The 24,577-nt window shown below is 51.2% G+C and carries 21 protein-coding genes and 1 other annotated feature; of the genes, 15 read left to right on the top strand and 6 right to left on the bottom strand.

The features are described from left to right. Positions 1-37: 37 nt before the first annotated feature. Together IRJ17_RS26115 and IRJ17_RS26110 are read left to right on the top strand one after the other, a co-directional pair. Positions 38-241 carry a DUF3311 domain-containing protein gene (locus tag IRJ17_RS26115; protein WP_122962842.1) on the top strand — a complete coding sequence of 68 codons (204 nt, stop codon included), beginning with the start codon at positions 38-40 and terminating at the stop codon, positions 239-241. After that, positions 238-1,710: a sodium:solute symporter family protein gene (locus tag IRJ17_RS26110; protein ID WP_173596062.1), complete on the top strand. Its 1,473-nt coding sequence runs from the start codon at positions 238-240 to the stop codon at positions 1,708-1,710. Before IRJ17_RS26115 ends, IRJ17_RS26110 begins: the two co-directional genes overlap by 4 nt. A 71-nt stretch (positions 1,711-1,781) precedes the next feature. Here IRJ17_RS26110 and trpS read toward each other — a convergent pair whose 3' ends face one another. After that, complete coding sequence (trpS, locus tag IRJ17_RS26105; RefSeq protein WP_242772389.1) at positions 1,782-2,765, bottom strand: tryptophan--tRNA ligase; 984 nt, start codon at positions 2,763-2,765, stop codon at positions 1,782-1,784. Between the two features lie 67 nt (positions 2,766-2,832). Next, positions 2,833-3,097, bottom strand: a binding site (T-box leader). A 133-nt stretch (positions 3,098-3,230) separates the two neighbouring features. Here trpS and IRJ17_RS26100 point away from each other — a divergent pair. From IRJ17_RS26100 to IRJ17_RS26080, 5 genes are all read left to right on the top strand, one after another. Then, on the top strand, positions 3,231-3,821 hold the full coding sequence (locus IRJ17_RS26100; protein WP_173596064.1) for a TetR/AcrR family transcriptional regulator: 591 nt from the start codon (positions 3,231-3,233) through the stop codon (positions 3,819-3,821). Positions 3,822-3,833: 12 nt separating this feature from the next. Beyond that, positions 3,834-4,370, top strand: a complete 537-nt coding sequence (locus IRJ17_RS26095; RefSeq protein WP_242772387.1) for an HXXEE domain-containing protein — start codon at positions 3,834-3,836, stop codon at positions 4,368-4,370. Between the two features lie 72 nt (positions 4,371-4,442). Further along, positions 4,443-5,741 carry a helix-turn-helix domain-containing protein gene (locus tag IRJ17_RS26090; protein ID WP_173598449.1) on the top strand — a complete coding sequence of 433 codons (1,299 nt, stop codon included), beginning with the start codon at positions 4,443-4,445 and terminating at the stop codon, positions 5,739-5,741. Positions 5,742-5,871: 130 nt separating this feature from the next. Continuing rightward, positions 5,872-7,101, top strand: a complete 1,230-nt coding sequence (locus IRJ17_RS26085; RefSeq protein WP_173598448.1) for a Zn-dependent hydrolase — start codon at positions 5,872-5,874, stop codon at positions 7,099-7,101. Positions 7,102-7,159: 58 nt separating this feature from the next. Further along, positions 7,160-8,344 (top strand): M20 family metallopeptidase, encoded by a 1,185-nt coding sequence (locus IRJ17_RS26080; RefSeq protein WP_122962850.1) that lies wholly within the window; start codon positions 7,160-7,162, stop codon positions 8,342-8,344. Between the two features lie 78 nt (positions 8,345-8,422). Here IRJ17_RS26080 and IRJ17_RS26075 read toward each other — a convergent pair whose 3' ends face one another. From IRJ17_RS26075 to IRJ17_RS26055, 5 genes are read right to left on the bottom strand one after another with little or no spacing between them, the layout of a single operon-like run. Continuing rightward, positions 8,423-8,893: a DinB family protein gene (locus IRJ17_RS26075; protein ID WP_122962851.1), complete on the bottom strand. Its 471-nt coding sequence runs from the start codon at positions 8,891-8,893 to the stop codon at positions 8,423-8,425. Between the two features lie 28 nt (positions 8,894-8,921). Then, entirely contained in the window at positions 8,922-9,428 is a 507-nt protein-coding gene (locus tag IRJ17_RS26070; protein WP_122962852.1) for a HugZ family pyridoxamine 5'-phosphate oxidase, read from the bottom strand. Between the two features lie 25 nt (positions 9,429-9,453). Then, entirely contained in the window at positions 9,454-10,233 is a 780-nt protein-coding gene (locus tag IRJ17_RS26065; protein ID WP_122962853.1) for an ABC transporter ATP-binding protein, read from the bottom strand. A 1-nt stretch (position 10,234) separates the two neighbouring features. Continuing rightward, entirely contained in the window at positions 10,235-11,230 is a 996-nt protein-coding gene (locus IRJ17_RS26060; protein WP_122962854.1) for a FecCD family ABC transporter permease, read from the bottom strand. A 19-nt stretch (positions 11,231-11,249) separates the two neighbouring features. Beyond that, entirely contained in the window at positions 11,250-12,257 is a 1,008-nt protein-coding gene (locus IRJ17_RS26055; RefSeq protein WP_173596069.1) for a helical backbone metal receptor, read from the bottom strand. Positions 12,258-12,503: 246 nt separating this feature from the next. On the opposite strand from IRJ17_RS26055, the gene IRJ17_RS26050 reads away from it, so the two are divergent. The 8 genes from IRJ17_RS26050 (at position 12,504) to IRJ17_RS26020 (ending at position 24,374) form a co-directional block, all read left to right on the top strand. Beyond that, positions 12,504-13,193: an ABC transporter ATP-binding protein gene (locus IRJ17_RS26050; protein ID WP_122962856.1), complete on the top strand. Its 690-nt coding sequence runs from the start codon at positions 12,504-12,506 to the stop codon at positions 13,191-13,193. Between the two features lie 4 nt (positions 13,194-13,197). After that, positions 13,198-14,334, top strand: coding sequence for an efflux RND transporter periplasmic adaptor subunit (locus tag IRJ17_RS26045; protein ID WP_229049842.1), 1,137 nt, complete (start codon positions 13,198-13,200; stop codon positions 14,332-14,334). A gap of 18 nt (positions 14,335-14,352) precedes the next feature. After that, the gene (locus tag IRJ17_RS26040) at positions 14,353-17,229 is read left to right on the top strand and encodes an ABC transporter permease (RefSeq protein ID WP_242775335.1); all 2,877 of its coding nucleotides are present in this window, start codon (positions 14,353-14,355) and stop codon (positions 17,227-17,229) included. 4 nt (positions 17,230-17,233) lie between these two features. Then, positions 17,234-18,097 (top strand): ABC transporter ATP-binding protein, encoded by an 864-nt coding sequence (locus tag IRJ17_RS26035; RefSeq protein WP_242772384.1) that lies wholly within the window; start codon positions 17,234-17,236, stop codon positions 18,095-18,097. 160 nt (positions 18,098-18,257) lie between these two features. After that, positions 18,258-23,051 (top strand): polymorphic toxin-type HINT domain-containing protein, encoded by a 4,794-nt coding sequence (locus tag IRJ17_RS26030; protein ID WP_242772381.1) that lies wholly within the window; start codon positions 18,258-18,260, stop codon positions 23,049-23,051. Between the two features lie 11 nt (positions 23,052-23,062). Further along, positions 23,063-23,434: a hypothetical protein gene (locus IRJ17_RS26025; RefSeq protein ID WP_242772378.1), complete on the top strand. Its 372-nt coding sequence runs from the start codon at positions 23,063-23,065 to the stop codon at positions 23,432-23,434. A gap of 240 nt (positions 23,435-23,674) precedes the next feature. Continuing rightward, entirely contained in the window at positions 23,675-23,794 is a 120-nt protein-coding gene (locus IRJ17_RS28380; RefSeq protein ID WP_353772870.1) for a CPCC family cysteine-rich protein, read from the top strand. Positions 23,795-23,966: 172 nt separating this feature from the next. Continuing rightward, on the top strand, positions 23,967-24,374 hold the full coding sequence (locus IRJ17_RS26020) for a hypothetical protein (protein ID WP_242772375.1): 408 nt from the start codon (positions 23,967-23,969) through the stop codon (positions 24,372-24,374). The last annotated feature ends 203 nt before the right edge of the window (positions 24,375-24,577 follow it).

Raw genomic sequence — 24,577 nt, 5'->3', positions numbered from 1 at the left:
GTCTCCTGTTGCCTGCCACGAAAAGGGGGCTACATCGATGAAAGTGTATTATTTGCTCGGCTTGCTGCCGTTTCTGGCAATTCTTGTCGGCACAGGATTTGTCAACCGAATGGAACCATTCGTTTTCGGACTTCCTTTCCTGCTGTTCTGGTTCTTTTTCTGGACGATTATGTCCTCTGTCATCATGTGGATCATTTTCAAGCTCGATCCGATTAACAAACAAGAGGAGGAAACCGAATGAACAGCGCGATGTGGATCATCTTCGGGGCGTTACTCGTCAGTCTGTTGCTGGGCATCATGGCCCGCAGGGGAAAAGACATGAGCATGGAGCAATGGGCGATTGGCGGCAGGGGATTCGGCAGTATTTTCGTGTTCCTGCTGTTGGCGGGTGAGACGTACTCGATTTTTACCCTGCTCGGCACGAGCGGTCTGGCTTATTCCAAAGGCGCAGTCGGCTTTTATCTGATCGCTTTCACGACTTTGGGCGCGATTACGTCCTACTGGCTGTTGCCCCCGATCTGGCGGTTCGCGAAGAAACACAACCTCGTGTCCCAATCCGAATTTTTTGCCGTCAAATACAACAGTCCCGTGTTGGGCGTGTTTGTGACGATTGTCGGCGTAGTCGCCCTTGTCCCTTATATTGTTCTGTTGTTCAAGTCGATGGGTATACTGGTGTCCGCCACTTCGTACGGAGCGATTTCTCCTACCGTAGCGATCTGGATCGGGATGATCGCCTTGGTCGTTTACGTCATGATTTCCGGCATCCACGGTTCTGCCTGGACTTCCACGGTGAAAGACTTTCTGATTTTCTTTGTCATCCTGTTCCTCGGTATTTACTTGCCCGTGCATTACCATGGCAGTTTTCAACATATGTTTGAAACGGTCAGTGCGGCCAAGGAAGGGATTTTGACCTTGCCGGACAAAGGCATGAGTCTCTCCTGGTTCATCTCCACCGTAGCGATCAGCGCTTTCGGCTACTTCATGTGGCCGCATAACGCACCGACGATTTTCGCAGCCAAAAATGCGCGGACATTCCGTACCAACGCCATTTTGCTTCCGCTCTATGCGATCATGATTTTGTTCGTCTACTTTGTCGGCTTTACCGCCATCGTTCAAGTGCCTGGACTTACGGGGCCAGACGGCGATTACGCGCTTTTGCGCCTGTCGATGAAGACGTTTGATCCGTGGTTTGTGGGCATCATCGGTGCTACAGGCTTGTTGGCTACCCTCGTGCCCGGCTCCATGATGCTGATGTCTGCGGCTACGATGCTGACGAAGAATGTATACGGTTACATGTTTCCCAAGGCCGAAGGGGCCAACTCTGCCCTGATTGCCAAAAGCTTCGTGATCGTCCTGTCCCTCGTGTGCACGATGATGGCTTTGGGCGAGAACAACACGCTTGCCACTTTGTACCTCACCTCGTTCAGTTTGGTGACCCAACTGGCTCCGGCCCTGTATTGCAGCTTGATGAAGCGTAACCAGATTACGAAGCAAGGGGCGTTCCTGGGCATTTTCTTCGGGGTAGGAATCGTCTTGTACATGACGTTCACCAAAACGACCATGGCCATGCTGTTCGCGGGCTTCCCCCAGTGGATTCAGGATTTGAACAACGGGGTCTTCGCTCTCGTGGTCAACATATTCGTCATGGTTGCTGTCAGCTTCGTTACCAAAAAGGCGGCCGATGCGAAGCAAGTAACGCAGTATTCGTAGTCGCTTTTGCCAAAAGAAAACGGGTCGGGAGATATATCCCGGCCCGTTTTTTGCGTGGTTCTTGCTGTCGGTTAGCGAGCCATGCCCATCGCTGTTTCGACTTTGTGCAGCATCTCGTTGGCAGCATCATTGGCTTTTTTGGCTCCGGCAGAGAGAATGTCATCCAGCTCGGAGGAGTGGAATAGCTGCTCGTAGCGCTCCTGGATCGGACGCAATGTTTCCACCACGACTTCGGCCAGGTCGGTCTTGAAAGCGCCGTAGCCTTTGCCGTCGTACATCGCTTCGATCTCTTGCAGCGATTTGCCGGAGCAGAGCGAGTAGATGGTCATCAGGTTGGAGACAGCTGGCTTTTCTGTCTTGTCATAGCGCACAGCGCTGTCGGAATCGGTCTGCGCACGCTTGATTTTTTTCGTGATCGTAGCCGGGTCATCCAGCATGGAGATGAAGCCGCCCTGGTTCGGATCGGATTTGCTCATCTTTTTCGTGCCATCGGCGAGCGACATGATGCGTGCGCCCGTTTCCGGCAGGCGAACTTCCGGAATGGTGAAAATTTCTCCGTAACGGTTGTTGAAGCGGGTTGCCAGGTCGCGTGTCAGCTCCAGGTGTTGCTTCTGGTCTTCGCCGACCGGAACGAGGTCAGTGCCGTACAGGAGAATGTCTGCCGCCATCAGTGGAGGATACGCCAGCAGTCCGGCAGGGATCGACTCGCCGCGTCCGTCCGATTTGTCCTTGAATTGGGTCATGCGCTCCAGCTCGCCGAGGTACGCCGTGCAAAGCATGATCCAGCCGAGCTTGGCGTGGGCCGGAACTTCCGATTGGATGAACAAGGTCATTTTGTTCGGATCGAGGCCGACTGCCAGGTAGAGGGCTGCGAGACGACGAATGTTTTCGCGCAAAACAGACGGCTCTTGCGGCACAGTGATCGCATGCTGATCGACGATGCAGTAATAGCAGTTGAACTGGTCCTGCAACGGAACAAAATGCTTCATGGCGCCCAAATAGTTGCCGAGGGTCAAGATGCCGCTGGGCTGAATACCGGAAAAAATGGTTTTCATGATAGATGCTGCTCCTTTCCAAATGGGGAAATAAATGATGGAAATACAAAAAGGTCCATCCGCCCTGGACAGGGACGAATGAACCGTGGTGCCACCCTTGTTATTTTGCACAGGAAACAATCATGCGCAAAATCGCTTTGTTCCGTACCGTTTTGATACGGTGTCCTTTGTAACGTACGGACGTAACGCCAAAGCCTACTGCCGCTGCGAACAAGCCGGGTTCGGTTTGGAGCTCGGAAGCCCATTCATCATTCCCTCAACACTGATTCGCACCAACCATCAGCTCTCTGTCGTCTCGAAAAATGACTACTCTTCTTCCTCATTGCCATTAAAAAGATACCCTTTGAGCAATCATTTTACGCAGTGCCAATCAAAAAAGCAAGAGGGGATTGACAAAATAAGCCAAAAAATGTAAAAGTAACTCATGAGTTATATAACTGTTGAGTTACTTTTGGGGGTGGGGAGATGGAGGAGAGCAAATTGCCAAAAGGCGAGCAAAGCCGTGGCCGACTGCTTGCGGCGGCAGCTTCTGAATTTGCGGCGAAAGGGTTTCATCGCGCGCGGGTGAGCGACATCGTCAAGGCGGCGGGGCTGACGCAAGCTTCTTTTTACCAGTATTTCGAGAGCAAGGAAGGGCTGTACCAGCAGCTTATGGACGAATTTTTTTCCCGGCTGTGGGAGCTTGCTGACGGAGGGAGCAAGGTAACGGCGTTGGGCAAAGCAGACGTCTTCGACCAGGTGCGCGAAAATCTCGTCGCTCTGTTTGGGTTCTTTCAGGAGCGGCCCGAATTGACGCAGATTGTCCTGTATCAGGCGGAAGCAGGAGAGGAGCTGCACCGCAAGCTGGCAGCGATGGTAAGCGCCAACTTGCGGCAAAATCAGGCTGCCGGACACGTCCGCGCCGCTTTGTCGCCTGAAGTGGCCGCAGAAGCGATGGTCGCCGTATGCTACCGGCTGACGGCCCGCTTTTTGCTGACCGGGGAAAAGCCGCCCGAGCAGCTCGCCGACGAAGCCGTATGCTTTTTGGCGCACGGAATTTTGCAGGAAAAGCGATGAGGAGGATGGCGCATGGGTGAGTTGACGCATCTCATTTGGCTGTTGCTGGTTGTGTTTGTCTTTCACGATCTGGAGGAAATCATCATGGTCGAAAGCTGGCTCCGGGTGAAGCGGGAGCAGATCATGCAAAAGGTTCCCCGCGGCCTGCAAAAATGGCTGGAGCCGTCTCTGTCCATGAGTACCGCACAGTTTGCCGTGGCAGTCGCGTGCATTTTCGCTGTCCTCTCTGCTGCGGTCGTGCTTGCGGCTGCCACACTGCCACAGGGAACTTATTTGCCGTTGTTCCTGGTCTGCCTGCACGTCATGTTTCTGCATGTCTTCACCCATCTCGGGCATACAATTGCGCTGCGCACGTACACACCTGGCGTGGCAACTGCCGTGATTTTGGTTCTGCCCTACAGCGTGTACACGTATGTCCACTTGTTCGAAGCGGGTCTGGTCACATGGTCGCTCGTCTGGAGCACGCTGCCTTACTGTTTGCTGGTCGTGCCCATTTTGTACGCGGCGCACCGGATCGGGCAGGCAGCAGGCAGTCTGGTCGCCCGTTAACGGAAGGCGGTGGCTGTTTGCCGGCGCAAATTTTTGCTATTCTAGGAAAAAAGCGTGAAAGAGGGACGAGTATTGAGGCTGCGACTAGGCGTGATCGGCGCGGATGATTCGCTTGCGATCATCGAATCGGCTGTGCAGGAGTTTCCCGAGATTGAATGCTTGCCGATTGTGTATTGGAGAGAAGAAGACATTCCGGATTTGCTGCTGCCGCACCTGGACGAGGTGGACATGTGGCTTTTTTCCGGCCAGGTTCCGCATGCGATGGCGAGCCAGACGGGCAAAATCCAGGTGCCGACAGCCTATGTGCCGCACATTGGCGCGAGCTTGTACCGAACGTTGCTGCATTTGTCCCACCAGCTCGGGATTCGCGTAGACGAGGTGAGCTTCGACACGTTCACTGCGGAAGAGCTGGGACACTTTTTGCAGGAAGCGGGCATAGCAGAAGGCTTTCGCTGGCTCAAACATTACGAGGGCGCGATTTTGGCCAGTGAGCTGGCGGATTTTCACGAAAAGCTATGGCAGGAAGGCAAGACAAAGGCAGCGGTCACTTGCCTGCGAACGGCTGAGCTGGAGCTTTTGCGCCGCGGTGTCCCGGTACATCGCGTCGTGCCGACAAAAGCGGGGGTGCTGTCTGTCATCCACATGCTTTTGCGCACGCACGAGATGCTCCACTTCAAGGATACGCAGATCGCGGTGCAGATGATGGAAATCGATCCGTTCCGCGAGCTTGCGGGCGGCAATTTTTCCACGGATGAATGGCAAAATGCCGAGATCAAGACGATGGAAAAGCTCTTGCGCTACGCCAAGTATTTGCAAGGCTCGCTGAAGACGGCCGGGCCGGGGCGCTACGTGATTTTTACCACGCGCGGAAAAGTGCAGGAGGTCACGTCTGACTACGCCACGATTCCCGATCTGGAGGAGCTGTTCGGGATTCGCCCCGATCTGGTCACGTGCGGCATCGGCATCGGCAAAACGGCTTACGAAGCGGAAATTCACGGCGGCACGGCACTTCTTCACGCCAAGGAGCGGGGAGCTGGCAACTGGATGGTGTTTTTGGACGACAAAAGCGTCCTTGGACCACTGGGACGGGAGGAGCAGATCGCCTATCGCTACGACTCGGAAAAGTTGCAGGAACTGAGCCAGTTGACGTCGTTAAGCGTCATGACTTTGTCCAAGCTGGAGTCGATTTTGAAAAAGCGGGGCAAGCAAGAGATCAACGCGCATGAGTTGGCTTCGCATATGCAAATTTTGCCACGCAGCGCCCGCCGGATATTGATCGAGCTGGAGTCGAAAGGCATCGCGCAAGTCGTCGGCGAGGAGAGTCCGAATCCGCGCGGCCGTCCGCGCAAAGTGTACCGGATTTCCTTGTGATAAGTGCGTTATTTGGGAGGCGTGGCGACACGCTTTTTTCTTTTCAAAATAGACAGACTATTATACAATTAGGGACATAGCCGTAAATCAACCGTTAATAAGCGGTTGGATAAGGGAGGAGTCACTCGTCATGATCAATGCGGATCGGTTGTGGGATCGACTGGGGCAGTTGGGCAAGATTGGCGCCCAGGAAGCTGGAGGGATAACGCGGCTGTCGTTTACCCCCGAAGAGCGTGCGGCAAAAGATCTCGTAGCTTCCTTCATGAAGGAAGCAGGGCTTGACGTTCGCGAGGATGAAGTAGGCAATCTGATTGGACGCAAAGAAGGGAAAAATCCTTCGGCACCTGTTGTTTTGGTTGGCTCGCATATCGACTCCGTGCCGAATGGCGGAGATTTTGACGGGCCTCTTGGCGTTTTGGCAGGCGTGGAAATTTTGCAGACGATGAATGAGCAGGGAATTGAGACGGAGCACCCGATTGAGGTGCTTGCTTTGACGGACGAGGAAGGAACGCGGTTTGGCTACGGGATGATCGGAAGCCGGGCGATTGCCGGACTGATCAAAAGAAGCGAGCTGGAGCAGGCAGACAAGGACGGAATCACCATAGCCGAGGCGATGCGCCAGGTCGGGCTTGATCCTGACCAGACGGGCCTTGCCGCACGCGCGCCTGGCAGCGTCAAGGCGTATGTGGAGCTGCATATCGAACAGGGCAAAGTGCTGGAAAGCCGCGGTTTGTCCGTCGGAATCGTCACAGGTGTAGCGGGGCCGCTCTGGATGAAATTCATTTTGGAAGGCGAGGCAGGGCATGCCGGAGCTACCCCGATGAATTTGCGCCGTGATCCACTGGCTGCGGCCGCACGCGTGATGCTCGCCATCGAAGACGAAGCCGCCCGGACGAGAACCAGCGTCGGGACAGTCGGACAAATCCAGGCGTTTCCTGGCGGGGTCAACGTGATTCCGGGCCGGGTAGAGTTCTCGCTCGACTTGCGCGATGTGGACGAGTTGATTCGCGATGACGTAGAACGGCGCATTTGCGATCGGGCCAAGGCGATTTGCGCAGAGCGCAACGTGACGCTGAAAGTGGAGTTGTTGCAGCGGATCGCGCCAGCGGTATGCTCGGACAGCATTCAGGAGGCTGCGGCGGACGGCTGTGCAGCGGAAGGCTTGGAAGTGTTCCGACTCCCTAGCGGAGCGGGGCACGACTGCATGCAGCTGGTCGATTTGTGTCCGGTCGGGATGATTTTCATCCGCTCCAAAGACGGCATCAGCCACAATCCGGCGGAATACTCGACTATGGAGGATTGCGCGGACGGAGCGAAGGTGTTGTACCGAACCGTTTTGACTTTGGCAAAGCAAATATAGAGAGCAGGCAGGCGGACAGGCGCTCCAAAGCCGTTCGCCGGGCGAGGAGGAGACAACGATGACAGCGACAGTGACAGATTTAAACCAGGCGGCCGGAGCGGTCAAAGAGCAAGTCATAGCGTGGAGACGCTACTTGCACGAGCATCCCGAGCTGTCCTTCCACGAAGAGAAGACAGCGCAATTCGTCTATGAGACGCTTTTGTCTTTTGGCAACCTGGAAGTGAGCAGACCGACGAAAAACAGTGTGATGGCGCGGCTTATCGGCTCCGAGCCGGGAAAAGTGCTGGCGATGCGCGCGGACATGGACGCGCTCCCGATCACGGAAGAAAACAGCTTTGAATTTGTCTCGAAAAATCCGGGCGTGATGCACGCTTGCGGGCACGACGGACATACCTCGATGCTGCTTGGTACTGCGAAAATTTTGTCCGGCATGAAAGAGCAGATCAAGGGCGAAGTGCGCTTTTTGTTCCAGCACGCCGAAGAAGTGTTTCCAGGCGGTGCGGAGGAGATGGTGCAGGCAGGTGTAATGGATGGCGTGGATATCGTCATCGGGACGCACCTGTGGGCGACGATGGAGTTCGGGACAGTCGGCATTTGCCCGGGACCAATGATGGCAGCGCCTGACACGTTCTGGATCACTGTGGTGGGAAAAGGCGGCCATGCCGCGCTTCCGCATGAAACTATCGACAGCATCGCCGTTGCGGCACAGGTCGTAACCAATTTGCAGCATATCGTCTCGCGCAATGCCGATCCGCTCGACAACCTGGTGCTGTCCGTCACGCAGTTTGTCGGCGGGACTACTCACAACGTCATTCCTGGCTCGGTAGAAATTTGCGGGACGGTGCGCAGCTTTGACCAAACGTTGCGGGAGTCCATTCCCGGCCTGATGGAGCGCGTGATCAAAGGGATTACCGAAGCACATGGCGCGAGCTATCAGTTCAAGTACGAGTTCGGCTACCGTCCGGTAATCAACGATGCGGAAGTGACGCGTCTGATGGAAGAGGTCGTCGTGGAAGCGCTGGGCGAAGAGTGGGTCGAGCATATGCGTCCGACGATGGGCGGCGAAGACTTTTCCGCCTTCCAGCAAAAAGCTCCGGGCTGCTTCTTCTATGTCGCGGCCGGAAACAAGGAAAAGGGGATCACTTACCCGCACCATCATCCGCGCTTTACCATCGACGAGGATGCGCTGGAAATCGGCGTGAAAATGTTTTTGAACGCAGCCAGAAAAATCGTCATGTCCTGACGCAATTGCCAATGAAAAAATCGCCCTTTCGTCCGTTGGATCGTGACGAGGGGCGATTTTTTTGTGTAGAGCGGCGCTTTAATGCGTGCGCTCTTTTTCTTTTGCATGGAACGCTCGTTGAATTTGCGAGATTTGTCCGGCGTGGATGCCTGTGTGGTACATGAGGCGTCCCAATGCTTCGAGCGGGGTCGACGTACCGAGCGGCGTCGTCACAGGCGTCGTCCACGCTTCTTCCGACATGTTCTGCATTCCGGCAAGCAGATGGTCGTTGGAGGCTGTCATGAAATCGGCAAGCTCGCGCATGTTGGTAAATTCTTTTCCCTCGACAGGCCCGTTTTTCGTCAAAAGCTGAACGTCTGCCGGGATGCTTTGCCCGAAATACCAGTCGGCAAACATGTATTCCACCTCGGCGTTATGTCTGAGCATATAGCCGATGGATGCCGCGCCCATGCGGAGCTTCAAATCTTCTTCCGGCATGCTTTTGGCTGTTTTGTGGAATCTCTCCTGGATGGTGAGCCACAGTGTCAATGCAGTTGAATATGTAGTCATGAAAGTGCCCTCCTGTTGGCGTGAATGTCTATTTGGCTGATTGGGAATGGCCGTCCCGGTTGACGTGCACGAATTTGTCCGCGGCCAGGTCGATGTCGTACGCCTGACCAAATCCGGCAACGTAGCGGCCTTCCGATGGCTCAAGCTCGAACAGGGAGAAGTCGAGGCCGCGCAGCATATCCATCATGCTTTTGCCGAAGCGCTGTTCGAACTGGGCGAATATCTCATCATGTCCGGTGTTGCCGATGTTGCGGGCTGTGCAGACGAAGCGGGCGCGCTGGCGGGCAAACAGATTCGCTGTCTTGGATTCGTCTTCAATCAGCATCGCATCGACTCCCGGCTGTTCTTCCAGGTAACGGTAGTGATTGGCGATTTTGCTGATGTAAATATAAAAATTTCCGTTGTGCTTGACGAACGGGGCATAGGAGATAAACGGCGTTCCATGCTCGTCGATTGTGCTGAGCATGAGTGTTTTCATACCGGCCGCAAACGTCTGGTACTGAACCTTCATCGCTTCTTTGTCCATTGCTTTCATACGAGCATCCCTCGCTTTTCGTAAATTATTGTGCTTTTTTCAGGACGTGGATACGCGGGCTTTTGCTGTCTGGCGTATATTGAATTTCCGTGTCGACGCCGTAGACGCTGCGAATCAGCTCCATCGTAAAGACATCCTGGGGCTTGCCGAATACGCGAATGTCCCCGTCCTTGATGACGCAAATCTTGTCGCTGTAAGTGCTGGCGTGGTTCAGATCGTGCAGCACCATCACAACCGTGAGCTGTAATTCCTTATTCAGCTTTGCTACCAGCTCGAGTACGTCCAGTTGGTGGGCGATGTCCAAATACGTTGTCGGTTCATCGAGCAAGAGAAGCTTCGGTTTCTGGGCCAAGGCCATGGCAATCCAGGCTCGTTGGGCTTCCCCGCCGGACAGGGAAGCCAGATAGCGCTTCCGGTAGCTGTCCATGCCTGTTTGTTGCAAGGCCCAGTCGACGATTTCAAAATCGTTTGCATCGAGTCGTTCATACCACTTTTTGTGCGGAACACGACCATATCCGACGAGTTCCTCGACGGTGACATCCGAGGGACAGGAGTTGGATTGGCACAGCATGCACATGACGCGGGACAGCTGCTTCATGCTCATGCTGTCCGCCAGTTGGCCCGCGATGCGCACACAGCCGCTCTCGCAAGGAATCAGGCGCGAGATCGCTTTGAGCACGGTCGATTTGCCTGAGCCGTTTGGTCCGATGATCGAAACGATTTCCCCTTCCTCGATCGTCAGGGAAAAATCGTTGACGATTCGTTTGCTCCCGTAATTTATATTCAACGACTGTACATGTAGCACTTCACTGTCCTCCTTTTCGCATCAGGTAAAGGAAGTAGGGGCCGCCGACAATCGCCATGACGATCCCTGCCGGAATTTCGAGCGGTGCAAAAAGCGTCCGTCCCAGCGTATCCGCTACGAGCAGGACGAGAGAGCCGAGGACAAGTCCGAAAGGCAGGTTCATCCGGTAATCGGAGCCCATCAGCATGCGCGCCATGTGCGGGACGATCAGCCCGACAAAACCGACCAGTCCCACGGTCGATACGGAGATGGCAGCGAGGTAGACGGCGATCAGGGACAAGGTGAAGCGGAGCCGATTCAAGTTTTGCCCGAGATTGTGCGCGACCTGCTCGCCCAGGCGCAAGATGTTGGCGGAGCGAATGCATAACAGAGCGGCGATCCACCCGGCGACCGAGTAGGGGAGGATCGTCAGCACATCGCTCATGCTTTTCCCGGACAGGCTCCCGTTCATCCATTGCAGAGCCGCTGGCAGCTTGTCGCTGTACAAAATGGACAACAGGCCGATGACGCCGCCAAATACGGCATTGACGGCGACACCAGACAGGATGATGCGCACAGGAGTGAAGCCCCCCTGCTTTTTCCAGGCCCATATGTAAACCATCAAGGCAGCGACCCCGCCTCCGAGGATGGCAAAAAGCGGGATGAGAGCGGAATAGCCGGGCACCACCAGCATAATGAACAAAACCGTGACGGCTGCACCGCTGGATACTCCGGTCAGCCCGGGATCGGCCAGCGGGTTTTGCATGACAGCCTGCAACAGCGCTCCGGATGCGGCGAGATTGGCGCCAATCAAGAGCGCAAGGAAAACGCGGGGAATCCGAATGTCCCACAGGATGGTATGGTTGGCCTCAGTCCCTTGCCCCAGTACCGTTGTCATTGTTTCCCACAGCGATAGCTGCACACTCCCGAGCCCGACAGAGAGCAGCGTAGCCAGCAGAAGCAGCAGGCAGGCGATTCCCAACACGACTGTTTTTTTGTTTGAGTGGTTCTGGCTCACGGCAAAAGCTCCTTATTGCTTACTTGTACAGGATGTCCGCAAGCTGCTGATAGGCCGCAGGGGCGTTGACGAGAGAAGCCGTGCCGAACGTACTGAAATCAAGCGACTGCATTTTGCCATTTTTGAAGGCGTTCATTTTTTCCCAGGCGCCGTTCTTTTTCACGTCTTCTTCGAATTTTTTCGCTACAGCATTCGGATCGCCGTGCGCTACAAGCAAGATGGCATCCGGATTGGCCGCGATGATGCTCTCCATGTTCAAAGGAGCGTAGGTTTGCGTTTGTTTGAGTGTATCGGCAGCTACGTTGACAGCCCCCAGGTTGCGGGCGATGCTTCCGGCGAACGTGTTTTCATTCATGACCATGAGCGCTTCAGCCGAGCCGAACAAAAACAGCACTTTGGGAGCCGGCTTGCCCTTCGTCGCCTCGATGGCGGTTTTTTCCTGTTCCGCGATTTTGCCGAGCAGTTGTTCTGCTTTCGCTTCCTGTTTGAAAAGGCGTCCGAGCACGACTGTGGACAGCTTCAGCTCATCGAGGGAATCGACGGGCAAATAAGCGGTTGGCGTGCCCGCAGGCTTCAATTTTTTGTCGACACTGTCTTTGATGGAGCTGGGGCCGAGGACGATTTCCGGCTGGAGCTTGGCGATTTGCTCCAGGTCAGGCTGGTGCGACGTCCCGATCCGGGGCACGCTGTCCAGAGCAGCAGGCAGCTTGCTGCTGGTCGTAGGCACTCCGATCGGGGCAATGCCTAGCTCGTTCATGATTTCGGTAATCGCGACGGAGATCGTTACGACTTTGGCAGGAGAGTGACCCTGGAATTGCGCCAGCAGCTCTGCTGCCTGTTTCTCGTCCACGCTAATTGCGGCAGCCGCTTTCTCTGTTGAGGACGAGGTTGTCTGTTGTTCTGTAGCTGGTTGTTGTGCGGTTGCGCTTGAATCCTTCGCCGGTTCGGCAGGTTGCGTGTTGCTGCACCCGACTGCACTTGTCAACAGCAACGCCATCATGCCCATTTTCCATCCTGCTTGCTTCACGATGTATAGCCTCCCGTTACTTGATAATGAGAATCAATATCTTTGTCTTTTGGGATGATTATATTAGAGAATGATTACTATTATCAATAAGAATTTTGAATAGGAATAGAACTGGAAACAAAAAGAAATAAAGTAACGGTTTATTTTATTTTATATTGCTTTATTACATTTTCATGGAAAAGAAGTCATTATTTTCGTTACTATAATATTCTATCTATTTAAAAATTTATTTTCGGGGGTGTCATCGTGACTTTGATTGCAGAGACAAAAAGCGTAGAACGCATATTTGGCCGAGGGGCGGCTGCCGTTCGAGCGCTGCAAGGTGTAGAAATGCACGTGGAAAAAGGAAGATTGCTAGTTTTAAAAGGAAGATCAGGGTCAGGCAAGACGACTCTTTTAAATCTGCTGGGCGGCCTTGATCGCCCGACGTCAGGCAGCGTTTATTTCGAGGGCCGTGAAATCGGCAAGCTTCCTGATCATGCGCGCACCAAAATCAGGAAAAAGCACATGGGCTTTATTTTTCAATCGTTTGGCTTGCTTCCACTCATGTCAGCGGCGGAAAACGTCGAGTTTGGGCTGCGCCTGTCCGGAGCGTCTGCTGCGACATGGAAGGAGCGTGTTGGTGAATCTCTTGACTTCGTGGGATTGTCCAAACGGGCACAGCATCGGCCGTTCGAGATGTCCGGAGGAGAACAGCAGCGATGTGCGATTGCCAGAGCGATTGCGAGCAGGCCGACACTGCTTTTGGCAGATGAGCCGACAGCCGAGCTAGACAGCAAAACAGGGCTGCAGATCAGCCGTTTGTTTCGCCGCTTGGTGGATGAAGGCGAAATGAGCATCGTCATGACCACACACGATCCTGGGGTAATGGAGGTGGCGGATGATGTCTATGAATTGGAGGACGGTCGCATCAAGACGGTACGCGGTTCGAGGTAAGCAGATGAAGTGGCTGTATGTATCGTTGGCCGTGATGTTGACAGGCTGTTCCCTGTTGCCAAAGGAAGAGGAAGCTTTGGCGCCGCCGCTGGTGGAGCCATCTCCGATTACGTACGAGGTTGCCGAAGTGACGCAAGGATCAATCGTGAAAAGCGTCAAAGGCAACAGTACGTTTACGACCGCGAATACGGTGGAGCTATCTTTTCCCGAGACAAAAGGACTGCGCCTGAAGTCGTTTGCTGCCCAAAGCGGGGAGCGGGTGAAAAAAGGGCAAGTGCTGGCTGAGCTGGATGCCGCCGATCTGGAGCGGGAGATCGAATCCGCCCGCTACGAGGTGGAAAAAGCCAAGCTGGAGCTGCTGGATGCCCAGCGCGACAATCATTACGAAGTGGAATCGGCCAAGCTGGATGCTCTGAAGGCGGAGATGAACGCCAAGGCGAGTGAGACGAAGCTGGCCAAGATCGAGTGGGACAAGGCTCTTTTGGAGCTGGCAAAATTGCAGGACCCGCAAGAACGCAAGTACGCCGTGGAGCGGGCGAAGCTGAATGTGAAGCAAAAGCAAATGGAGCTGGACAATCTGCAAAAGCGCTGGACGCAGACCAAGCTGGTGGCGCCTTTTGACGGAATCGTCATCTTCGTCAGCAACGAGCAAGTAGGCGATGAGGTGGACGCGCACCAAACGCTCGTCACGGTAGGCGATCCGAGCAAGCTGTACGTCATTTACACTGCTCCGGAGCGAGAGGCTCTGAAAGATGTCAAGGAAGGCATGAACGTCATTATCTCTGTTAACGGCGGAGATAAAATAGAGGGAACAGTCGTACAGACACCGCTTCACGTCCCGGAAAATTTGCCGGAAGATTTGAGCAATTTGTATCAGCGAAGCTTGCTCATCTCCCCGAAAACGTTTGCGCAGGGACTGGAAATCGGAACGGGAGTCAGCATTGAGGTTATCGTGGACAAAGCGGAGCAGACACTGATTATCCCGCGAAAAGCGCTGCATGAAATAGCGGGCAGAAACTACGTGCGCGTCTTGGACGGCAAGAGCAAGAAGGAAGTGGACGTGGAGATCGGGATCATGAACCAGACGGAGGTCGAAATTCGCAAGGGTCTTGTGGCAGGCCAACTGATTATTTTGGAATAGGGGGACAATGTCGTGGCGATGGTGCAGATGATCCTGCGAAAAATGATAAATAACCGCTGGCTTGTCGGCAGTTTGCTGATCGGGCTAATCGTCGCTGTAGGATTGGTTTCCAGCATTCCTGCCTTCACGTCAGGGGTTCTCCAGCGTTTGCTCACAAAGGAGCTGGAGGAATACCAAAACAAGGTGAAGCACTTCCCTGGCGGCCTGCTCGTCTCTGTCAATTTGAACAAACCAGTGGAGAATAGCGCAGCCCTTTTCGACAATATGGCCGTCCATTTGCAAAACGAGGTAATTGCTCCGCTGGGTGTGCCTGTACTCGAACATGTCACCGTTTTGCGGACAGTCCCTTTTGACGCTGCGCCATCCCGGCTGCAAGGAACAAAGGCTGCCAGCCCCGATAGTACGCCGCTCTATTCCTTGAGTGAGCTGGAAAAGCATATGACTCTGGTCGATGGGCGAATGCCGGCTGCAACGCAAGTAGATGGCGTGCTGGAAGCGCTTGTGACGGAAAAAGCTTTGCGGGATAGAAAAATGGTCCTGGGAAGTTTGTATGAGCTGACGACAGATAAGGTAAAAGGGCTTACGGTACGAGTCAAGCCAGTTGGCGTATTCAAGGAAAAAGAGGGAAACGATCCGTATTGGTTTGTCACCGCGTCCGAATACGAAAAAGGCTTTATTTTGGACGAGCAACTGTTGCGCAGCGCTTTTTTGCAGGAAAAGAATCTCGTTATATTTGCCCAGATGTACGTGGCCATGCAGTATCAGTCGTTTCGCATTCCCGATACGGAACAGTTGCTTTCTGTCGTAGCGGGGATGGAAGCGTATTTGAAGCAGCAAGGTTTGAAGGGGGCGGAGTACGGCATCCAGTTTCCAGCAGGCAGTATCGCGAAAAAATACGAGGAGCAGGCGAAGCAGTTCAAGCTGATTCTTTGGTCGCTCTACATCCCGATTTTTCTGATGCTCGGTCTGTATTTGGTCATGGTTTCCGGCTTGATTGTGGAGAGGCAGCGCACAGAGATTGCAGTGCTCGGGAGCCGTGGAGCGAGTCGGCTGCAAATCTTTTTTATCTATTTAATGGAGATAGGCATTCTCGGATTGTGCGCTTTTCTGCTCGGGCCTTTTGTCGGGGTTCAGCTCAGCAAAATATTGGGCATTTCCAACGGGTTTCTCGAATTTGTCGATCGCAAAGGGCTGGAGATCGCCGTAAACAGCGAGGTTTTTGCTTACGCGGCGTGGACGGTGCTTGCATGTATCGGGCTTTTGCTGTTGTCGGTGTTTTTCGCTACGAGACAAAATATAGTGACGCATAAGCAAAGTCTCGCGCGAATGAGTGGCTCGGCGGTCTGGCATCGGCTTTTCCTCGATGTACTGCTGCTTGCGATATCGTGGTATGGCTGGTATTCGCACCGACTCGCCGTGGAAAACGCCGCCAAAGTGACGGAAGGGGCTTCGGACATCTCCGTAGACTTCCTGCTCTTTTTTGTGCCTGTTCTGTTTTCTCTAGGCTTTGGCTTGCTCTGCCTCCGGCTGTACCCGTGGTTGCTGCGGTTGCTGTCGTGGGCGGGGCGCTCGGTCTTTCCGCTCTCGCTGCATACTACGCTGGTCCAGGTAGGCAGGTCGCCGCGCCAGTATCATTTTCTCATGCTCTTTGTGACGATTACCGTTGCAGTCGGGATGTACAGCGCAAGCACGGCGCGGACCATTAATCAAAATGCGGAAGAGCGAATCCGCTACGGAACAGGTGCCGACATCCGGCTGAAAACCGAGTGGGAGAGCGACAAGCCACCTGTCATGGTCTTTAGGCGGGGCAACAACGCAGAGGAAGGCGAGAGCGCGGAAAAAGAGCCTGTAGCGCCTCCTGTTCAGTATATCGAGCCGGATTTTCAAGTGTTCAAAAACTTGCCGGAAGTGGAGCATGCCGCGAAGGTATACGTAAATGGACTGGCCGAGGCCGCTTTTCAGGGAGATCCGGTGTCCGATGTTACCTTGATGGGGATCGATCCAAAAGAGTTCGGACAGACGGCCTGGATCAAGCCTGGTTTGCTGCCGCACCATTTTCATGAATATTTGAACTTGCTGGCAAAAGAACCGCAGGCGATTTTGTTGTCCCGTTCGCTCGCCGACAAGCTGCATGTTGTGGAGGGGCAAACGATCCTGATGGGATGGGGCAATTCGCGCCGGGTTGAGATGGTTGTATATGCGATCGTCGACTACTGGCCGGGATGGAGTCCGGCGCCAGTCAAAAGCACGTATACAAGCAAAATGCAGGAACAGTACCTGGCTGTGGCCAACTTGCCTTTTGTCCAGGACAAGATTCGGCTGGAGCCTTATGAGGTCTGGATCAAAATGAAGGCTGGGGCATCCTCCGAGTCGCTCTACAAAAGTTTGGCCCAAGGCGGGGTCAAGCTCGCCATGCTGGACAATGCCAGGCAGCAGCTGATCACGGTGAAAAACAACGCCTTTTACCTCGGACTGAACGGCTCGCTGACGCTCGGATTTTTGCTGTCGATGCTCGTTACTTTTATCGGGTACGTGATGTATTGGGTACTGACACTGGGAGCAAGGAAATTGCAATACGGCGTGTTCCGCGCGATGGGCATGCCGTTCAGGCAGCTTTTGTCCATCCTGGCCTGGGAGCAGCTGTTGACGTTCGGCTTTGCTTTTGCGATCGGAATGGCGGCAGGCAAGCTGTCCAACATCTTGTTTTTGCCGGCACTGCGTCTCTACTTGCATGCAGACAAGCAAGTGCCGCCCTTTACCGTCGTCTCGATGCCGCAAGATGAGCAAGTGATCTATACGTTTATTGCGGTGACGCTTGCGATCGGAATCGGCATTGTAGGGTTTTTGCTGTCGCGCATGCAGATTCACCAGGCCGTCAAGCTGGGGGAGGACTAAGCAGATGATTGTGTGCGAAAACTTGGTTAAAATCTACAAGGCTAACGATCTGGAAGTAGTGGCGCTGCAAGGATTGGATCTGCGTGTGGAGAACGGGGAATTGATGGGAATTATCGGAAATAGCGGGAGCGGAAAGTCAACGCTTCTGAACATGCTGGGGGGACTGGATCGTCCCTCGGCCGGAAAGCTGTCGGTCGCGGGAGCGGATTTGTTTCGGTTGACGCCGAGAGAATTGGTGCAATATCGTTTGCAGACGGTCGGCTTTGTCTGGCAAAACAACGCGCGCAACCTGATCCCGTATCTCTCGGCTTTGCAAAATGTAGAGATGCCGATGCTGCTTCGCGGCATGCGAAAACGTGAGCGGGCGCACGAACTGCTAGAACTGGTCGGGCTGGGCCATCGCAAAAAGAACAAGCTGAGCGAGCTGTCCGGTGGCGAGCAGCAGCGAGTGGCGATCGCCATTGCTTTGGCAAACAACCCAAAGCTGCTGTTGGCTGACGAGCCGACGGGAAGCGTAGACACCCGCACAGCGGCGATCATTCTCGACTTGTTTCAGGAGCTGAACCGTTCGTTCGGTCTTACCGTCGTGATCGTGACGCACGATCTGGAGCTTGCGCGCAAGGTGGATCGCGTCGTAGCGATCCGGGACGGAAAGACGTCCAGCGAGTTGTTGCGGCGAAAAGGAACAGAAGAGGACAGCGGCGGTTCAGCAGGAGAAGAGGCGGATTCCCATGAAGAATGGGCAGTGCTTGACCAGGCTGGACGGCTGCAAATCCCGATGGAGTACCTCCAGGCGATCCAGGCAGACGGCAAGCTGCGGATCGAGTTGCAGGATGATCGAATCGTTCTCTTCCCGCCGCGGCGGTAGATTTTGGTTTGGGGGCAGGGGTTTTTTGGAAAACAGACACGTACATGTGACGTGTCTGTTTTTGATGTGAAAAGCTAATCATCTTGCACTCAGATTCATTAAGCGTATAATCAAGTTTGCATATCAATTAATTGGAAAAAGAGGAAGGGATGTGTAAGGTTTGGTTCACTTAAAACGACTTTTATGCTGCTTTGTTATGTTTTGCCTATTGCTAGAACCAATCGGTATTTTTAGCCAGCCACTCATTTTTAACAATACGGCCTTGGCTCAGGAAGTTGTTTCATCCGTCGATGAAAGCAAGACGAATCCGGGCACTGCCCCTCCGGAAGAACCTGTCCAGACTGATACAGAAGAAGAGATTGCTGATGGCACGTCATCAGAAAAAACACCCGAAGCAGAGCCTGCTAATCTTGAAGAAGAAGCCTCGGTAAAAGGGGAGTTTGCACTAGCAGCAGCTTACGATGGATCCATCACCTTATCAAAGGGTGAGTCTTATAAATTCACGAACATCCATACGAATGCCACGTACATAAAATCTAACGCAACGAGTACAAATACGTACGATTACGCCATCTACCTGCCAGACGGATCCGGTTACGATTATGATACGGATTCAAAGTCTACTTCCAGGTCCGTTCGTGCCGGTGGGCACATGGTTGTTACAGTTACCTCGTCAAACCCCGTTACTTTCACTTTTACTACCAGTCAAGTCATCTCTGAAGCGAGCACTACTCCGGCATTAGTAAAAAAAGAAGTGTCGTCAGGAGAGAGTTTCTCGTTTGTAAATACCGGGGAGGTTAACAATTCCATCAAGGTGGAAGGTGTAACAAAAGAGTTTAGTTATCAAACGTATAAAGAAGATGGTACTTTATCAACCGAAGCCTATGATTATGCTTCCAGTACCGTAACGATACCCGCAGGTGGGAAAATCATCGCTACAGTGACAGCCGACGATCCCGTTACGTTTGCTGGATATTATGACTTTAACGACGAAGAACCTGTAAGCGATGCATTACTTTTCGTAACTTTGGAAGCAGGGGAATCCTATCTTTTTGAAAATCTTGATGATACGGCTACCCACGTCATTAAAACAAACGCTTCAAACTCGTCCAGTGCCAAGAAGACATACGATTCAGCCATATATAAAGCAGATGGTAGCGCTCATGCCCAGGATGCCGATGCAACGGTTACTTCCAAAACGATCCCTGCTGGCGGGAAAATGGTCGTTACTGCCACGTCAGCTATTCCCGTTACCTTTAAGGCTTTCACAAGCTACTTTAGTGGGAAAAGAAACGATCATCCGGCATTAATCAAAAAAACACTCAAAAAAGAGGAAACCATTCAACTATTCAATACGGCAACGGAAAGCACGACCGTTTTGGTAAACGGCTCCAGCAGCAGACGCTACAGTTACCAGTTGTTAAAAAGTGATGGATCTACTTATCAACAGTCCTATGACTCTGGAAATACCTCTCTCTCCATCCCTGCTGGTGGCAAGCTGATCGCAACTACAATCAGTGATACGCCTGTTACCTTTACCGGCTATTATGATATTTTGCAAGACCTTACTTCGGCGGATTCGATCATTACGAAAACGTTGGACAATGGTCAATCTTATATTTTCGTAAATACGTCAGGTTCTAACCAAAGCATAGATACAGATGGCACCTTAAATTCGTCCGGTAAAAGAACTTTTAACTATGCCATCTATAGCGGCAGCGGGGACCCGTTATATCAGGATATTGATTCAGGCGTATCTTCCAAAGTTGTCCCTGCAGGTGGAACGATTGTCGTTACCGCAACATCAGAGTTGCCTGTAACCTTCCGGGCATTCAAATCTTATTTTATCGGGCAAGATACATCGAGACCTGCTCTATTTACACAGAAGCTCAGCAAAGGAAGCAGTATCTCGGTAACGAACATCGGCAAGGCGAATGCAGACTTGCTCACCATGAGCAGTGGAGGCAAGTTTAGTTACCAGTTGATGGAAAACAGAACGGTTACCTCTGCTCATCATAATGCCACTGTTTCCTATCGAAACATCCCTGCGAATGCAACTATTCTTGCTACAGTCACATCAGAGGAGCCCGTTACCTTTAGCGGATACGAACAAATATTTCGGCCGGAATTGCAGAGTGCCTCCTCTATCATTCAAAAGACTTTGGAGAACACTCAATCGTATGAGTTTGTGAATCAAACCGATCAGCAACAAAGTGTAGATATCCGTACCAATGGAGCAAAGTCGTTTGATTTTGTGACCTTGAATCAGGATGGGTCTATCCGTTCACAAGATATGGATGGGACCATTTCTACCATGCAAGTTCCGCCGCGTGGCAAATTGATCATTACGAATCATTCCAATGATCCACTCATGCTAGAAGCCTTCACCTCGGATTTTGTTGGCTTGGAAAGAACACAGCCTGCAATTATTAGAGAAACCGTTGTTCAAGGCCAGAACCTTACATTTAAAAACAAATCTTTGCTGGAGAGCCAACTACTGAGATACGATGCGATCAATGTGGTGGAGAGATACGACTACGAAATCTACGATAGCGCGGGTTCCCTGGTTTCCAGCGAGTTAAACTCAGCGCTTACTTCGCATCAAGTTCCGGCAGGTGGAGCGATTAAAGTAACCGTAACATCAGCAGCTCCGATCACTTTTTTTGGTTCCTACGATCATATTCAAATCGCAAATGACAGCGGCAATGAACCGCAGTTTGAGAACTTGAGTGTCGATGCATTTACGGATGTAAATAAAAATAATCGCACAGCGGCTTTCTTTAAAGTAACGCCGGACCATTCTGGTAAGCACCGGATCTTTTCGTCTCCGTATTTAAATAATGGACTTGAACAAGATACAAGACTGTATATTTATTCGGATGTAAATTTGCAGAATGAAGTGACAAGCAACGACGATCACGATGGTCCTTTTGGCACCAAATTTTCAAAAGTCGAATGGGACGCAACAGCGAATACAACATACTACGTTAAACTTGAAACAACAGCATCTGCCTTGCAGTCTCGACTTACATTTGAAGAAGACTTGGACAGCACGAGAGAAACAGCCATTCCGGCTGAATGGGATGAAATTTATACGGACAAATTGTCTTCTCCCTATGACGTTGACTACTTTGTGCTCACGGCTGAAGAAATGGCTTACATGAACCTTTATGTGACAAATAACATGCTCATCTTGGAGGACTCACAAGGAACAGAGCTTAAAACCTTCCACGCGAATGAGGAAGACACGTTGTTTGTTACAGAAGTGGCTGGGACCTACTATGCAAAAGTAGTTTGGAATAAAAGCCAGATGCAAGCCCAATTAAAGTCTGGCATTTCGCTATTGTCCACCGAAATCGGTGGAAACTATCAGGCAGGCTTTCATGGCCCAAAACGAATTTCCAGTAATTTCGCAGTGGATACAACACCAGGTTTTGAAAAATCAGTAACTGTACAATGGAGATTTTCAAATCCGCATCCAAGCGTAACGATTCAGGTAATCAAGCAGGGAAGACCTGTCTATGAAGAAACCAGAACAAACCAACCAGCAGGATACAATACGTTTAGTTGGAATGGCATCTACACAAAAGTGAATCCCGGACAACGGGCTGAAAGTGGCGTCTACTTTGTTAAAGTCGTAGCTTCCGATGCACAACAATATCAAATTCTTGTGCCAATAAGCGTTGTGAATACGAACCCGAATGAAGAGCTTGATATCCAATATTTAATCTCTCGCTACAATAGCACCATTCCAAGCGCAACGATCCGTCAAGCACAAGAGAACCTACAGGCGATGCTGTTCTACGATGGCCCGATCACGGGTGCGTACAATGAAGACTTCTTGATGTCTGTCATTGCTTTTGAAGTGATTCTGAACAGAAGCGTGCATGTTTCTCTCAACGTAAACGTTGGCGGTGGAGAAGTGCTAGAAGAGAAAGGGGAGTTAACGAATCAGTTAGTTTATTACATCCATTCAAGCAAAGCGACTGGGCGTGATAAATACGGAAAGTTTGCCGAGTTTCTCTTTAACGGAGATATAGTAATTTATGAAACTGGTGCAGCCGCGGTTCCTGTGCTTCGCTTGACCAAGAGTGGTGGAAAACTAGTCAAGAAAGCGGTTAAGACCATTGATGATCTATTTGAATGCAACTGCTTTACAGCAGGCACAAAGATTTTAACAGACGCAGGGGAGAAAAATATCGAAGACATTGAAGTCGGAGATAAGGTTCTTTCCAAGAACGAAGAAACTGGTGAGCAGGCTTACAAGGTAGTTACGCATCTGTATCGAAATGATAAGGAGATCATCTATGAACTCACTGTAGGCGACCAAGTCATTGAGACAACCGATAACCATCCGTTTTGGGCAATAGGCAAAGGCTGGGTACTGGCGGCAGACTTGAAGGTGGGGGATAAGTTACAGCAGAGTAACGGAAATACCTTGACGATTGACAACATCAAGATTGTTAAGCATGATGAGCCAGTTGAGGTATATAATTTTACTGTTGCTGACTTCCATACCTACTTTGTAAGTGACTTGGGCATTTGGGTTCATAATATTGGATGGTGTGATATAGCTAAAAGTGTTTACAACATTATGACTACCTATGTAACAAAAATTAAAAAGCTATATCCCGATGCAAAAGTTGGTTATCGAGGGTCTCTTGCAACTGGCACCAAATATTCCACTGGGGGCCCTTTTGACCCGAATGATTTTGACGTAGATGCTTTCATCGTAAGTGATAAATTGGCTTCTCAGTTTGGCCCTAACGTTGTTTTCAGGGATGCGAGAAGGTTTAAGGAATTAGGTGCTATATGTGATGACTTGGAGAAGGTATTTAAAAAATCCTTTGATGGATATCGCACGGAACCTGGAAAACCATTTACATTTAGGGTTTGGACAGAGGCAGAGTTCGAACAAAAGGTTAAACCGTATGGATACAATTTATTTAAATAGGGAGGACATGAATGGATAAATTACCTTATCTCGTGGGCGATGTTACAATAAAATCGAACTTGGAAATAGAGGAAGTAGGAAACGTTATTTCTAAGGAAATATTAGGGGGATTAAAATTTGGAGGGAAGGAGAAGAGAATTTATGATGAGGTACCAGCATTATTCATCTCATCTCCATTATTAGGTCTGAGCGTGGTATTACAAGGGTATAAAGGATTTGGTGAAACAGAAGGTTATGTATTATCAATTTTGCCAAATGACAATATATGTGATGTTGAACGAGAGGAGTTTAAACTTGATTATTATTTAACCATGCTGCTTAAAAGTGTACTTAAAAATCATAACGAAATTGAAGTGTTGGATGTAGACATAAATAGATGTTAAAGAATAAGCAATGAACAAATAATTACAAGAGGGTGGTAGCTGAATAGTTGCCACCTTCTCTATCCCCCCTTCACACCCAGTGCCAAATGAATCGGGCGGCACACTCCGAAAGAACTTAACCCTCATCACCTCCGCATGATATTCCTCTAATATGCTTGTACGTACTTAAACGCTTGAATTTTATAACCTATATAACACTTTAGGTTACACCTAGCAGGTTGATTATGGTCAGATACTACCATGATTGACCTGTTTTATGATATTTGCCCAGTATGCTTTTGGGAAGATGATGGAAGGAAGTACAGATCCAAGTTACTAGAGTTCTCCAACCACATGACACTTGCTCAAGCCCCTGTTTAGTGGACATTGAAAAAAGCACTGGGCAGCAAGCTGATGTCGATACTCAGCTGGCGTCAGCTTCTGAGTCCCTCCTGATGGTCCAAACCGACTTTAGAACAAGCACAAGTATTATCAAATGTCTTCACAAGAGTTCCGAATAAATGGAAAACAAAATAATTCCAGGAGAAAATCCATGAAACTCAAATCCATCCTTATCGACACAAATTTTTGTAACAATACGAACGGCGAACCTGCCATATCACCCGTTGTTGTTGAAACTTTTGCTTTGAAAGCCGGCGAAAAAGTAATCGTGTATCAGGATGAAGACGAATGGCAAGGGATCGTCAGGTTTGACTCTTCGCAGGAGACAGATAAACAGTGGTTTATTGAAATCGCGAACGACTCGCATCAAGAAATATCACCGGAGAGACAGCGGGGGCAAAACGAAGGTTTTCTGAATGGAAGTTGGAGCGGCAAGCTATCGACTAGAATAGAAATAGCGGAAGAAATGATTCGCGACGGATTTGACCTTGCATACGTCCATAAATACACCAAATTATCTAAAGAGCGACTGGAGATCATGCGAAATCGCTTATCATGACTAGCCCAATAACCTAACAGACAAAACAAATGACACTCTACTGCCCTTGAGCTTCCCCCTTAGAATTGACATTGGAAAAACCTTTAGGGAATCCGATGTAATTCAAGGGGGCATTATTATGGCAATCAAAAGAAAAGTGGACCGATCGGCAGATTACCGAGCATTTTGGCATTCAAGATAAAGACCGTGTAAAGAAATGGGTG

The sequence above is a fragment of the Brevibacillus parabrevis genome (assembly GCF_022701015.1).
Classification (GTDB): domain Bacteria; phylum Bacillota; class Bacilli; order Brevibacillales; family Brevibacillaceae; genus Brevibacillus; species Brevibacillus parabrevis.
This window is presented reverse-complemented; position numbering and strand designations above follow the sequence as displayed.

Coding starts and splice junctions, on each gene's coding strand:
- IRJ17_RS26040 (WP_242775335.1), top strand. CDS start 14,353: ATGGTGCAGATGATCCTGCGAAAAATGATAAATAACCGCTGGCTTGTC.
- IRJ17_RS26045 (WP_229049842.1), top strand. CDS start 13,198: ATGAAGTGGCTGTATGTATCGTTGGCCGTGATGTTGACAGGCTGTTCC.
- IRJ17_RS26095 (WP_242772387.1), top strand. CDS start 3,834: ATGGGTGAGTTGACGCATCTCATTTGGCTGTTGCTGGTTGTGTTTGTC.
- IRJ17_RS26070 (WP_122962852.1), bottom strand. CDS start 9,428: ATGAAAGCAATGGACAAAGAAGCGATGAAGGTTCAGTACCAGACGTTT.
- trpS (WP_242772389.1), bottom strand. CDS start 2,765: ATGAAAACCATTTTTTCCGGTATTCAGCCCAGCGGCATCTTGACCCTC.
- IRJ17_RS26115 (WP_122962842.1), top strand. CDS start 38: ATGAAAGTGTATTATTTGCTCGGCTTGCTGCCGTTTCTGGCAATTCTT.
- IRJ17_RS26100 (WP_173596064.1), top strand. CDS start 3,231: ATGGAGGAGAGCAAATTGCCAAAAGGCGAGCAAAGCCGTGGCCGACTG.
- IRJ17_RS26025 (WP_242772378.1), top strand. CDS start 23,063: ATGGATAAATTACCTTATCTCGTGGGCGATGTTACAATAAAATCGAAC.
- IRJ17_RS26035 (WP_242772384.1), top strand. CDS start 17,234: ATGATTGTGTGCGAAAACTTGGTTAAAATCTACAAGGCTAACGATCTG.
- IRJ17_RS26085 (WP_173598448.1), top strand. CDS start 5,872: ATGATCAATGCGGATCGGTTGTGGGATCGACTGGGGCAGTTGGGCAAG.
- IRJ17_RS26075 (WP_122962851.1), bottom strand. CDS start 8,893: ATGACTACATATTCAACTGCATTGACACTGTGGCTCACCATCCAGGAG.
- IRJ17_RS26080 (WP_122962850.1), top strand. CDS start 7,160: ATGACAGCGACAGTGACAGATTTAAACCAGGCGGCCGGAGCGGTCAAA.
- IRJ17_RS28380 (WP_353772870.1), top strand. CDS start 23,675: ATGATTGACCTGTTTTATGATATTTGCCCAGTATGCTTTTGGGAAGAT.
- IRJ17_RS26020 (WP_242772375.1), top strand. CDS start 23,967: ATGAAACTCAAATCCATCCTTATCGACACAAATTTTTGTAACAATACG.
- IRJ17_RS26110 (WP_173596062.1), top strand. CDS start 238: ATGAACAGCGCGATGTGGATCATCTTCGGGGCGTTACTCGTCAGTCTG.